The following is a 12,616-nucleotide window of genomic DNA, read 5'->3' on the forward strand; positions in this document are numbered from 1 at the left end:
TCCTGTGGACGCTCCAGCGGATCACCACCCGGCGGGCCGGCCGGTGGGTTCGCCAGTCACGGTACATGCGCTGGTCGCGGGCGGTTGCGGGGTCGCTCCTGACGGCGGTCTCCGCGCGTCACCGGCTCCGCGACGGACCCCGTCGCGGACTTCGGAATCGATCTGGAAACGCCCACCTATCGGGTGACGGCGGCGGGGTCCGGTGATGATGTTGCCAGCGCAATGAACCTGCGGGTCAGGGCCGCGTCGAGGGCAACCTGAAGCATGCTCGCGATCTTGCCGGGATCGCCGCGTTCGGTAGGCTCCGGCGACCTCGGCGGGAACCTCGAACAGCCGGTGTCCGATTCGGAGGGAGCGATCGCGAAAGCGGCTACGTAGCACGGATTTTCGGAGGTGTCCGCAGGTGTGTTCTCCGCCACCGCTGTCGCCCGATGTCGTGCCTGTGGGGCGATCACCGGGTTCCGATCGAGTTGCTGATTCCCTTTCGGGCCCAACAATGGTCCCGGTGGGGGTAATCCGGTAGCGGGGCGCCCCAGGGGGAAATTGAGTGGAAGGACGCCTGAGCCATGCCCTTCTATTCGACGATGGCCGAGACCGACATCGAGTGCCCGGCCATGGACGTCTACAGCTACATCACCGATCCGGCGAACTGGGAGGACGGTCGGCCGGTGACCGATCCAGGTTGGACACTCGTGCCCCGGGGCAGGCAGCCCGCGGGCACGACGTGGCGGGAGCCGCGCGGCGAGGACTGGGCGATACTGGAAGCCGAACCGGGTCGCCGCTGGATCGTCCGGTCCCAGGGTGTCGATGACGCGTCCTCGGTGACCATCACCTACAGCTTCTCCGAGGTCGAGGGCATGACCCACGTCTTCCGGCACATGGAGATCGAGGTGTCCGCGCACGCCGCGATCAGCGAGCACGCTCGCGCCGCGTTCACCTGCTCCAAGCCCGGCCGGGACGTGGTGACCGTCATCAAGCGCGTGCTGGAGGGTTCTCGCCAGGTCGTCGCTCCGCCGGTGGCGGTGCCGGTCTCGATCTCGCAGCCCGACTGACGGCAGCCTCGTCGTCCGGTAGTTGACAACCAGGGTTTCATCACGCAACCCTACTGGTCAAAGCCGCACGACGAGGAGGTCGCCGAGCATGGAGTGGACGGGCGCGCGCTACGCCGACGGGCCGACGGTCGAGGTCGAGACCTGGATCGACTCCGCACCGCAACGCGTGTGGGAACTGGTCACCGACATGCAGCTGATCGCCCGCATCAGCGACGAGCTGCAGGACGTGCAGTGGCTCGACGGCGCCCGCGGTCCCTCGCTCGGAGCCCGGTTCACCGGCCGCAACCGCAACGAGGCGCTGGGGGAGTGGACCACCACTTCGCACGTCGTCGAGTTCGAACCCCAGCGGGTCTTCGGCTGGGCCGTGCGCGACCCCGAGAACCCGATGGCGTCCTGGCGGTTCACCCTGCGCCCCGCCGACGGCGGCACGCAGCTGAGCCAGTGGGTCCGGATGGGCCCGGCGCCTTCCGGCCTGAGCCTGGCCATCGAACGCATGCCGGAGAAGGAGCAGAAGATCGTCTTCGTCCGGCTGCGGGACTTCGAACGCGGTATGACCGCCAACCTCGCCGGGATCAAGGAACTCGCCGAGGCCGGCGCCTGATGCGCACCGCCACCACCATCGAGGGCACCGGCGGCGACTGGCGCGAGATCGTCGAGTTCGTCCTCGAAGCCGAGAAGCTCGGCCTGGACATGTGCTGGGTCGCCGAGGCCTGGGGTTCCGACGCTCCCTCCACGCTCGGCTACCTCACCGCCCGCACCGACACGATCCTGCTCGGATCCGGGATCATGCAGCTGGGCACGCGCACTCCGGTCGCGATCGGCCAGGCCGCGATGACGCTCGCGCACCTGTCCGAAGGACGCTTCCACCTCGGTCTCGGCGCCTCCGGCCCGCAGGTGATCGAGGGGCTGCACGGCGTGGACTTCGCCCGCCCGCTGGCCCGGATGCGCGAGACCGTGCAGGTCGTGCGGCAGGTCTTCACCGGCGAGAAGATCTCCCACAACGGCGAGCACTTCACCATCCCGCGCTCCGGGGAGTCCCGGCCGATGCGGGTGTCGATCCCGCCGGTGGACGTCCCCATCCACCTCGCCACGCTCTCGCCGAAGATGCTGGAGCTCACCGGCGAGATCGCCGACGGCTGGCTGGGCACCAGCTTCGTCCCGGAAGGCGCCGACGCCTACTTCGAACACCTCGACAGCGGTCTGGCCAAGGCCGGACGCACCCGGGACCAGCTGGACATCTGCCAGGGCGCCGAGGTCGCGTTCGTCGACGACCCCGACGAGCTGAGCGGTGTCCTGGCGAGCCGGAAGAAGGGGCTGGCGTTCTCGCTGGGCGGCATGGGATCGGCCACGACCAACTTCTACAACCGCGCCTACTCCCGGCAGGGCTGGCAGGACGCCGCCGCAGCGGTGCGCGAACGCTGGCAGGCCGGCGACCGCGAGGGCGCCGCCGCGCTGGTCACCGACGAGATGGTGCTGGCCACCACGCTGATCGGCACCGAGGACGTGGTCCGCGAGCGGCTGCGGGTCTGGCGGGACACCGGCGTGAACACCGTCCGCTTCTACCCCGCGGGCGACACCCTGGACGAGCGCCTCACCACCCTGGGGCGAGCCCTGGACCTGGTCCGGGGTCTGTGAGTTACCGCAAACGATCACAGGGCATGACGACGCCCCACGGGATAGCGAGCCCGCTCGGCGCGACGACGATCTGAACCTCGCCGGGGCCTGGGTGGTCAGCAAATGCCAGCCTCGGCTGCGGCTCGGTCGTCGGGGGTGCCTGCGTGCAAGTCTCCGCTGCGCGACGCACATCGTCTTCCCAGCTCGGGCTGTGTGATCGAACGGTCTCTCCGCCCACGCTGGCGACCAGTTGGAGGCTCAGGAGTGCGGTTATTGCGATGGGAGCCAGTCGGAATGCGTGAGGTTGGCCACGCTGTGTCAGGACTTTGTCGACGACAGCGATGACGGCGAGCCACAGAAACATGAGCGGAACGATCGTGTAGCGCGATCCGCTGAGGAAGAGCGGGCCATGATCGAGGTAGCCCTCGTTTCCCCGCAGCGCCAACGGAATGCAGAGGTAGGCCACGGAGGTCGTCGCTGCTAGCAGCGCGACCAGGCGAGTCTCCCGGTTCACCAGGCTCAGTATTTTGAGGAACAACGTGGCGAGAACGGCGGAAACGACCAAGACACCGGTCAGGCCAAACGTGTCGTAGAAAAGACCGAGCTCCCGGTCGCCAATTGCAGAACTGGTGAGGACACGAAGTCCGTATATCCACGGCAGTTGGTGCGGATCCGACTTCACCCACTGAAGCGGTGGCTGGCCCAGGCGGACCGCTCCCTGAACGACCAGGCCGACGACCATGACGCTCGGAACGATGAAGGAACGGCGACGGCGTACGAACGCACCCAATACCGCAGCCGGGAGCACGAGCGCGGTCAACGGGTCCGAGAGTGCGGCGACGAGAACCACCAGAGACCCGACGACCTGACCCCGGATGGAGGTGGGTGCTGCGAGCAGCACCCAGAAGGCGGCATAGGCCAGAAACCAGTGCAGGTTGGCGCCGGTGGCGTTCACTTCGAAGCTCGCCTGCGGCAGCAGCGGGACCAGTGCCGTTACCGTCATTCGCGCCCACGGTGACGAGAGCACGGATGCGCTGGCAAACCACACCACGAGCGAGAGCAGGGACACCACCACGGAGGCGCCCGCCGCGATCCCCACCGCCATCCACGACGGTGGCAGCAACGCCACTGCATCCGAGAGCAGACGGCACACGACCTGCACGTAACCCGCGTGCGGCGTGAGCAGGTTCTCCCAAGCTGTTCGGTGGATGGCGTGGTTGAGAAAAGCAGCGTCCTCCGCCCAGATGGCGTCGGGAGCCCGAGTTGCGGGTCCACGCACGAGCTGGGCGAAGGTCGCCCACACGACCCATGCGACGCTCAACGCGAGGGTCCTGGCCGCGCCACGATCGGTAGGAGCCTCTGCCTCGGATGACTGGTGTGGCCGGTCCGGGGTGAGGACCCGTTCGATCATTTCCACGGTCCTCCCGCGCGTCGCAGCAGATCCCCGCTCACGCCCGCCAGGTTCCGCAGCGCTGGGGTGAAGCGCCGCTGGTCCTCGAGTTCCCTGACGAGGACTTCGTTCCGGCGACGAAGCTCGCCGATCTCGCGGGCGTGGCGTTTGCGCAAGGCTTCGTTGTCGCGACGGAGTTCGTCGATCTCGTCTCGCCGTTCCGCCATGCCGCGCACGAGCTGGTCGGCCTCCTGAGCATGCGCGGCCATCTCGGCCTGCATGGCCAGCACGCGGGTGTAGAGAGCGATTCTGTTGTTCTCCATCGCCGCGAGCAGTCGGGAGTGCGTGTACGGGCGCAGGGCTCCGAGTAGACGGGTGTCGTTGGCGGTGTCTGCGCGCAGCAGCAGGCCGAGGCCGAAGACGGCAGGCACGATCGTGAACCGCCGGTTGTCGTCATAGGCGATCGCGTCCTCGATCGCGGTGAGGACGCCGTTCTCCTCACCTCCTGCATGCGCTGCGCTGGTGAACGCACCACGCCCAACGAACCCGGACGAGGTCACGCAATCGTGCCAAACTGTCGGCCCATCCTCGGTGCAGGAATGCCGTTGATCAGACCTCAGCAGGCTTGGTTGGTAATAGAGATCTCGGCGGCTACACGGCCAGAGCACGTCGTGGAAGGCGACGAGCGCTCCGGGAGCGTGCTCGAGGATCCAGTCGAGTTCAGCGCGCACAGTGGCGTAGTTGTGATCGCCGTCGAGCACGTAGAGATCGGCGATCGGGAGCTCTGCCAACGCGACGGGCGAATGGCGTTCCACGAGGTGCAGAGCAGGGTTCTCTGCGATGTGCGCTCGCAGTTCGTCGCTCGGGATGGGCTCAACGCAGTAGACGTCCTCGGCGCCGAGCTCGGCATAGAGCCCGCTGACCTCGCCCGTTTCCACCCCGATCTCAACGACGGTTGCGATCGGGCGGTGCTCGAACACAACCTCGAAGATTTCGCGGAAGAGGGTCAGGGAGTGCAGTAGGAGCGGCTGAGAGCGTGCAGCCCTGGCTTGTGCGTGCGGGTCTTGCCGGGTCCCGAGCATCGCGACGATCCGGTCTTGCTCGTCCATCAGAGGCCTCCCAAACGGCGGTATGCGACGCGCGCCGCGCCGGACATCACTCCGCGCATGCCGGACGCGCGGTATTCCTCGCGCAACCGGCCTGCCATCCGCACCAGGTCGGGTGCGGTCGCCATGCGTGGTGCGAGTCCCGAGTCCGACTGCGGAAGCGTCGCGAATGCGATGTTGATCTGGGCGGATGTCACCGGGCCACCCGCGTGGTTGGCCAGTGGCAGCCAGAACGCGCCGTGTGGAGCGTGGAATTCGACCATCGTGCCGCCGAGCCAGGCGCAGTCGGCGAAGACCAGACCGGCGAAATCCTCCGGACGCTCCCATCGCAGCTTGCGCTGGCGAGGGTCTCCGCTCACGTACGCAGTGACCTCGATCCAGTCGATGCGGACTATCGCCGGCTGGCCGGGGACTGCCAGCGACACATCGAGCGCACCGTCCGAGGCGAAGTCGAGCCTGGCGAAGGACAGGCCGTTGTGGTTGATGCGCACACGCCGCCGTGGCCCTTCGTGCCATTTGTCGTCGGCCGTGCGGAATCGCAGACGTGTTTCCGGGGCCTCGTGCGACATCTCGAAGATGCCCGGATCGACCGCCCGTGTGTGCACTGCGGTGATCGCTGCTCGAAGCTGGGGGTCCCCGGCCGCCAGCAAGCCCGGCCAGAACGCGTCGCGCATGTGCAGGTCGTCGAGGTCGCCAGGAGACATGTACGGCACTGCTGCCGACAGGTCCGCGGGGAGGATCCTGGTGATTACCGAAGATCCGAAGTTGTCCTCGTGGTGCCAGTTGCCGAAAACGGTCGCCTCGGCCGAGGTGGGTGCGCGAAGTGCCGCAGTCATGATCGCGGCGAGCCGCGCCGTGCCACCAGCGTCCAGTGCGGGCCACGGCTGCGCGTCGTCGATGCTGGTGTACTGGTTCCAGGTCTTCTGGAAGGCAAGAATTCCTTCCTGCGCCGACCGCCTTTCCAGATCCTGCGCCGGGCTGTTGTTCGTCGGAGCGAGCACCGGGTCCCCGTCATCGGTGAAGTCCACGAGAGATCCGCACAGCGCGCTCACGCACTGCTCGATGACCTCAGGGCTGCGCGTCAGGGCTTGAACGACTTCGCTCGGGTGGCCGCTCTGCCCTAGGAAGCCCTCGGCCTTACCGCCGGTGAGTGACAGCCGTGCGGATCGCTGGTCTGTGACGATGTAGAAGCCCGAAGCGCGGACGTCGATGCGGCTGCGTTCGAGCACGCGTGTGAGCTGGTACTGGATCGTGCCGCCCCATCCCAGGTCGACGAGCGGAAGGACCGGCGATTCGAGCGCCCCGGTCTTGCGCAACGCCCGCAGGAGGCGGTCGCGGGCTGCGGTCACGGTCGAAGCCAGACGATTCCTCAGGTGCGGAGCCTCGGTGAGCGCAACGGTGACCCGCCTGCGGAGGTCGGGCTGGTCCAGCGACATGTCGAGTTTGTCCGCCAGCGCGGGAACATCACCCGGGCGTAGGTGCAGTGATGCGAGTAGTTGCGCGATCGTCAACCGGTAGCTGCGCCCGATGAAGTCCTCGACCGAGTTCTCGTCGTAGCAGTCCAACGTGGCCAGTGACGTGACTTGACGCGATAGCCAGATGGGTCGTGCGGTGACTTCCCACCCGTGCTTGGCAGCTGCGTTGTTGATCAACTCGGAGAGCAGTTCACCTTCACGCATCGGGCACCACAAGTCCTGGTGCCCGGCCTCATGCGCCCGTCGAGCGACCCACTCGGCGAAGGCCGTGAGGACCGGCCCGAGCACGCCGGCTCCGAATCGCCATGCGATGCGCGCCGAATCACCGACCTCAGTGGGAGCTTGCCGCAGGGCCTTGGCGCGCAGGCTGGTCAACCCACAGTCGCCGTAGTCGGGGTGGACCTTGTCGTCTAGCGGCGCGAAGGAGTCAGTCGACTCGCCCTCGCGCTCCAGGACCGGAGCGAACTCGTCGTCGATCCTGCAGTAGTGGATGGTTCGAATTCCCAGCTCTGCTGGTGCTTCGTCGTCGGCCACGGGATTGTCGCCCAGGTGCACGACTTGCTCCGGTCTGGTTCCCAGCTCCTGCAGGACCACCTCGAACAGCCCGCCGGATTTGGGCAGACCGTGTTGGTGCGAGCGGAAAACCTTCGCCTTGTTTAGCGGCACCAGAACCGGGCGATCAAGTAGGTAGGAAAGCTGGTCGGCGGTGAAGTAGGTGTCCGAGACCAACACGATCGGCACGTCGTTCTTGGCGGCGTCGTGAACGAGCTCGGCGATGTGCAGGTCGGGAACGGTAACCTCGCGCTCCAGCTGGACTTCCGCCGCGACCAATTCTTCGAGGTTCAGGCCACCGAACACGGACAACGGCATCTCTCGCCAGATGTCGAACAGGGATACTTCGCCGGAGGCAGAAACGCTCGCGTCGCGGGCGCGTTTCTCGGCCTCGATGCGTATGAGGCGGAACGTCGCTTCGGTGAGCCAGGGCGGACATTGCCCTGCTCGCCGCAACTTGGCTCCCAGCATCCCGAAGACGTCCGTGGGACGTGGCGCTCGACGCCACAGCACGGTATCGAAAACATCCAAAGAAAGCACCGTGCATGATCCATCGGTGACAAGACGGTGTGCCCGTTCGAGTTCAGGTGTCCTGTCGGCATTCTCAGGGCTCGCAAGCGCAGGCAACAAAATGCGTCTCCTTTGACGCGAGGTGCGGAGGTCGCCGAGCCACCGAAAGCATGTTCCTCGGCGACCTGCTGTTGATTAGAAATCTAGCGACGTTCGCGCTACGGGAATTGGCGACCCGCCGGTTGGGCATCTATTCGGGTGATTGAGTACCCGAACGATCGCTAGCGGAATCTGAAAAGTGTAATGCTTTGGGCTGATTTCCGCGCGTTCAGAAGAATCTTCGAGAATTTACTTCGAGTTCTCCGGCCGTAGCTCTTGTGTGCTCAGCCGAAGCGGGCCCGCACGTCGGGCCGCTCGGCCAGCCGGGAGGGGTAGCCGGGGCCGAGGTGCGAGCTGGTGTCCTCGGCCCGCAGCGGCTCGCGGCAGGCCGCGCAGACCACCTCGGCGTGGGTGTCGTGGCCGCACGTGCGGTGGTGCAGCACCACCGGCGCGCCCTCGTCACCGGACAGCCAGCGGTCGCCCCAGCGCGCCATGGCCGCCAGCACGCCGTAGAAGTCGCGGCCCTTGTCGGTGAGGACGTAGTCGTAGCGCGGTGGATCGTCCTGGTAGGCGCGCTTGTCGAACAGGCCTTCGTCGACGAGCCGGCGCAATCGTTCGGTCAGCGTGTTGCGGGCGATGCCCAGCGAGGACTGGAAGTCGTCGAAGCGCCGGACGCCGTAGAAGGCCTCCCGCAGCACCAGCGGCGTCCACTGGTCGCCCAGCAGGTCCAGGGCGCGCGCGATCGAACAGGGCCAGTGAGCCAGGGACGTCCGCCGCATGCGTTCGAGGATATACGGGTCGCACCGCGCGACCCGCGTCATTCGATCCGCGTGCGCCGGTCGGCGAGGTCGATGGTCGCGGCCAGGTCCTCGATCGGTGCAGGCCGGCCCAGGTAGTAGCCCTGCGCCTGGTCGCAGCCCAGCCGCCGCAGCACCTCCAGCTGGTCGGCGGTCTCCACGCCCTCGGCGATCACCGCGAGATCGACCGCGTGGGCCATCGCCATGATGCTGTTGACCAGAGCCTTGGCGTCGTGGGAGCGGGCGATGCCGTCGATGAACGACCGGTCGATCTTCAGCGAGTCCAGCGGAAGCCGCAGCAGCTGCGCCAGCGACGAGTAACCGGTCCCGAAGTCGTCGATGGCCAGCCGGATTCCGTACCGGCGCAGCTCCTGCAGCATCCGGGTGGCGGTCGCCGGATCGTGCATGAGCGCGCTCTCGGTGAGCTCCAGCGACAACGACTTCGCCGACAGCCCCGATTTGCGCAGCGCCTCGTCCACCGTCTCCGGCAGGCCCGGATCCTCCAGCTGGCGCACCGAGAGGTTGGCCTTCACCTGCAGGTCGAGGCCGTGACGCGTGCGGAACTCGGCCAGCTGCTCGATCGCGGTGGACAGCGCCCAGGACCCGATGTGGTGGATCAGATCGCTCTCCTCGGCCATCGAGATGAACTCGTCCGGGGAGATCTGGCCGTGCACCGGGTGCGTCCAGCGCAGCAGCGCCTCGACCCCGCCGACGCGGTTGGCGTGCAGGTTCACGATCGGCTGGTAGGCCACCCAGAGCTCACCGCGGTCCACCGCCGAGCGCAGGTCCTGCTCCAGCTCCAGGTAGCGCTGCAGGCGTTCGCGCAGCTGCACGTCGAAGAACGCCGCCCGCCCGCGGCCGCGCGTCTTCGCCTCGTACATGGCCACGTCGGCATCGCGCAGCACGTCCTCGGCAGTGCGCGGGTCGTCGGGCGGGACGAGCACGATCCCGATGCTGGCGTCGACGTGCAGCTGCCTGCCCTCGACCGTGATCGGCTCGGTGAGCCGCCGCCGGATCGCGTCGGCCAGGGTCCCCAGGGATGAGCCGCCGTCCTCGTCGTGCACCAGCACCACGAACTCGTCGCCGCCGTGCCTGCCGACCTGCTCGGCGGAGTGCATCACGGTGCGGAGGCGTTCACCGGTCACGCGCAGGACCTCGTCACCGACGACGTGGCCCAGCGAATCGTTGATGATCTTGAACTTGTCCAGGTCGATGAACATCACGCCGGTCGTGACCGTGCGGTCGGGCTCGCGCATCGCCGCTTGCAACCTGCGCAGCACCATCGTCCGGTTCGCCAGCCCGGTCAGCGGGTCGTGGGTGGCCTCCCGCTCCAGTCGCTTGCGGAACGCGCGCGGCTCGGTGATGTCGGTGAACGACACCAGCGTCCGGTGCGGCGGCGAGTCGTCCGCGGTCAGCGACCGCGCCGAGATCGCCAGCCACACGCTGCTGCCGTCGGAGCGCTCGAAGCGCGCCACGCGCCGGTTCTCCGGCTCACCGGTGAGCCGGGTGCGCAGGGACGGTGCCTGCGGGAGCCGGTTGCCGTCCTCGTCGAAGGTCACCCACGACTCCGGGCGGGTGCCCACGATGTCCTCCTCCTGGGCGCCGAGGATGGACGTGGCCGCCGGGTTGGCCATCACGACCTTGCCGCCCTCGTCGATGACCAGCACGCCCTCGTCGAGCAGGCTGACCACCGTCGCGTAGCGCTTCTCGGCCCGGCGCCGGGCCGTCTCGTCGGTGCACACCAGCACGTAGCCGTCGCTCATCTCCGCCGCCGAGATCCGCACCTGCACCGGTGACCCGTCGGCGTGCCGGTGCTTGGCCTCGACGGTGCCGCCCACCGCCAGCAGCGCGGCCGGGTCGATCGCGGTTCCCACGACCTCGGAGACCTCTCGCCCGCGCGCCTGCGCCGAGGAGTAGCCGTAGATCGTCTCGGCGGCCGGGTTCCAGCTGGTCACCACGCCCTGCCAGGTGGTGGCGATGATGGCGTTGCTGACGTTCTCGACCAGCGCCGCCTGGTAGCGCAGAGCCGCCTCGGCCTCCCGCTGCGCGGTGACGTCGCGCAGGATGACCTGGAACGCCGGGCGACCGTGCCAGCTGGTGCGCACCGCGATCGACTCGACCAGCATCCGCGATCCGTCGACCCGGATCATCTCCGCCTCGGCGGGCTCGGTGGTCGTCCCCGGATCGTTGGCCACCGACAGCCGCGAGAACAACTCCGCTCGCGCGTGCTCGGCGACGAACTCGGTGATGGGGTGCCCCACGATCTCGTCGGGGGAGGAGGCGTTCATCATCCGCACCCCGGCGGGGTTGACGTAGACGGTGACGCCGTCCTGGTGCACGCACACCGCGTCCGGGTTCAGCTCGATCAGCCGCCGGTAGCGGTCGGCGATGTCGGTGTCGTGGCTCTCCTCGCTCAGCGGGTACGCCACGTCCACCGCGATCCCGACCAGGCACTGCTCGGGACCGTGGAGCGTGGTGCAGCAGCGCAGGAAGATCGCGCGCCGCTCCCCGGACGGCGTCTGGAACGGCTCCTCGACGGACTGCGAACCGTCCGCCTGCCTGGTCTCGGCGGAGTGCACCAGCGGCGCGATGAGCTCCCGCAGCCTGCGCTGGAGCTCCTCCGGATCACCCTCGTCGACGTGCAGCAGACTCGCCATCCCCGCCGACCAGCGCAGATCCCCATCGGAGAACCGGTAGCTCCAGGCGGCGGCCCGGTTGACCTCGCAGGCCAGGTTGCGGAGCCCCTCGTCCAGCCCGGACGCCCCCTCCAGCCGGTCGCTCTCAGTCATGGCCCTCCGCTCCCGAGGCGGACGCCGACGACCACACCCCGCCGGCTCCGTGCCGGCGGACCCCCCGCCCGCCCGCCCGGTGCCGGGCGGGCGGGACGACGCGTTCAGCGGTGCTGAACCGCGGCGCGGGGAGCCGGCGCGAACCTCTCGATGTCCACGGTAGAACCGATGTCGGTCAGCCGGACGGCCACCTGTTCGTTGTCGATGGTGAAGGCTTCGTAGGAGAACTTCCAACCGGTCGCGTCGACGTGCTCTCCCCAGGCGCGGGCCGACGAGCTCCAGCACGGTCTGCGACCGGGCCCGGGTGGGTCTCCAGGAACTTCGGCAGCGTGTCGTCGAACGTCATCCGTACACCGCGTACGGATCCAAGCGGATGCCGTCGTCCATGAAGAGCGCGTTCGCTGCGTCGTCGTAAGCCAGGGCTTCGCGGGTTCCAAAGGGCTCGTGCGGACTCGAGAGGATCGTCGCCCTGGTCGATCACGTGGACGGCCGACTGCGCGCTCATCGCGGTGGGGCTCCACTGCAATCTCGAGGTCGGGACCGCACAGTGCGGGTGAACCGTGACAGTGGTGCGGTGCCAGCGGGATCGCGCCTGGTTCTTGTTCACTTCGCGAAAGCCGCCATAAGTGTCACGAGCGCCGCCTTCAGTCCTTAACGAAACTTGGATCTACGTCGTTATTTGCGCGCTCGCGCGTGAATCATCGGTAGCCACGACGGTGCGGCCGCCGGGTATCACCTGTTCCGGTGATGTTCGGTGCTCCGACCTGGCAGCTTGACAAAGGCCCCGGGCGTCACCAGAATTTTGAGCACGCCGGGTTCGACCGACTCGACGCGCTCCGATCAGGAGCGCGACCGCTGGCTGAGAGGCGCTGCAACGGACGTCACGTCCGCCACGCTCGGCCGGCGGGGTAAAGGGACAGCACGGTAAGGGCGCCTCCTGACGGAGGTGCCTTTTTTGATGTCGCGAGAGGGATCACGGCCGACCGCCGACGATGCCGGGTCGTGCTGAGCCGAATCTTCGCCGACCCCGTGCGATCGCCATCCGGCACCTCCGCCGAAGCAGTCCAAATCGGACTCGATCGTCGATGAATCTTTGCACCCGAGAGGAAGTCATGAGCGTCAAGTTGCAGAAGGTCAACGGCCTGGAGTTCGCCGTGAAGGATCTGGGTTTGGCCGAGGCGGGTCGGCACCAGATTCGGTTGGCCGAGCACGAGATGCCGGGTCTGATGGCC

General features: G+C 67.7%; 9 protein-coding genes. 4 read left to right on the top strand and 5 right to left on the bottom strand.

Annotated elements, in window-relative coordinates:
* Positions 1 to 566 precede the first annotated feature (566 nt).
* The 3 genes from E1202_RS15090 to E1202_RS15100 all read left to right on the top strand — a co-directional run bounded on the left by E1202_RS15090 (position 567) and on the right by E1202_RS15100 (position 2,687).
* Positions 567 to 1,052: an SRPBCC family protein gene (locus E1202_RS15090; protein ID WP_132683715.1), complete on the top strand. Its 486-nt coding sequence runs from the start codon at positions 567 to 569 to the stop codon at positions 1,050 to 1,052.
* 88 nt (positions 1,053 to 1,140) lie between these two features.
* Positions 1,141 to 1,653 (top strand): SRPBCC family protein, encoded by a 513-nt coding sequence (locus E1202_RS15095; RefSeq protein ID WP_132683716.1) that lies wholly within the window; start codon positions 1,141 to 1,143, stop codon positions 1,651 to 1,653.
* Positions 1,653 to 2,687 carry an LLM class flavin-dependent oxidoreductase gene (locus E1202_RS15100; protein ID WP_132683718.1) on the top strand — a complete coding sequence of 345 codons (1,035 nt, stop codon included), beginning with the start codon at positions 1,653 to 1,655 and terminating at the stop codon, positions 2,685 to 2,687. The genes E1202_RS15095 and E1202_RS15100 overlap by 1 nt, the downstream gene beginning before the upstream one ends.
* Position 2,688: 1 nt before the next feature.
* Here the strand turns inward: E1202_RS15100 and E1202_RS15105 are convergent, their stop codons facing one another.
* From E1202_RS15105 to E1202_RS15125, 5 genes are all read right to left on the bottom strand, one after another.
* A complete protein-coding gene (locus E1202_RS15105) occupies positions 2,689 to 4,077 on the bottom strand; it encodes a glucosyltransferase (protein ID WP_132683720.1) in 1,389 nt (462 codons plus the stop codon).
* Complete coding sequence (locus E1202_RS15110) at positions 4,074 to 5,165, bottom strand: class I SAM-dependent methyltransferase (RefSeq protein WP_132683721.1); 1,092 nt, start codon at positions 5,163 to 5,165, stop codon at positions 4,074 to 4,076. Before E1202_RS15110 ends, E1202_RS15105 begins: the two co-directional genes overlap by 4 nt.
* Entirely contained in the window at positions 5,165 to 7,729 is a 2,565-nt protein-coding gene (locus tag E1202_RS15115; protein ID WP_328590987.1) for an HAD family hydrolase, read from the bottom strand. Before E1202_RS15115 ends, E1202_RS15110 begins: the two co-directional genes overlap by 1 nt.
* 353 nt (positions 7,730 to 8,082) lie before the next feature.
* Complete coding sequence (locus E1202_RS15120; protein WP_132683724.1) at positions 8,083 to 8,577, bottom strand: winged helix-turn-helix transcriptional regulator; 495 nt, start codon at positions 8,575 to 8,577, stop codon at positions 8,083 to 8,085.
* Positions 8,578 to 8,615: 38 nt separating this feature from the next.
* Positions 8,616 to 11,384, bottom strand: coding sequence for a sensor domain-containing protein (locus tag E1202_RS15125; protein ID WP_132683726.1), 2,769 nt, complete (start codon positions 11,382 to 11,384; stop codon positions 8,616 to 8,618).
* 1,112 nt (positions 11,385 to 12,496) lie between these two features.
* On the opposite strand from E1202_RS15125, the gene E1202_RS15130 reads away from it, so the two are divergent.
* Positions 12,497 to 12,616 (top strand): adenosylhomocysteinase (locus E1202_RS15130; RefSeq protein WP_132676350.1); only part of this gene is annotated, 120 nt, incomplete at its 3' end.

It is taken from the genome of Saccharopolyspora karakumensis (assembly GCF_004349225.1).
GTDB lineage: Bacteria > Actinomycetota > Actinomycetes > Mycobacteriales > Pseudonocardiaceae > Saccharopolyspora > Saccharopolyspora endophytica.

Bases quoted from the DNA above. Each gene is read 5' to 3' on its own strand.
- E1202_RS15090 (WP_132683715.1), top strand. From the start codon at position 567: ATGCCCTTCTATTCGACGATGGCCGAGACCGACATCGAGTGCCCGGCC.
- E1202_RS15095 (WP_132683716.1), top strand. From the start codon at position 1,141: ATGGAGTGGACGGGCGCGCGCTACGCCGACGGGCCGACGGTCGAGGTC.
- E1202_RS15100 (WP_132683718.1), top strand. From the start codon at position 1,653: ATGCGCACCGCCACCACCATCGAGGGCACCGGCGGCGACTGGCGCGAG.
- E1202_RS15105 (WP_132683720.1), bottom strand. From the start codon at position 4,077: ATGATCGAACGGGTCCTCACCCCGGACCGGCCACACCAGTCATCCGAG.
- E1202_RS15110 (WP_132683721.1), bottom strand. From the start codon at position 5,165: ATGGACGAGCAAGACCGGATCGTCGCGATGCTCGGGACCCGGCAAGAC.
- E1202_RS15120 (WP_132683724.1), bottom strand. From the start codon at position 8,577: ATGCGGCGGACGTCCCTGGCTCACTGGCCCTGTTCGATCGCGCGCGCC.
- E1202_RS15125 (WP_132683726.1), bottom strand. From the start codon at position 11,384: ATGACTGAGAGCGACCGGCTGGAGGGGGCGTCCGGGCTGGACGAGGGG.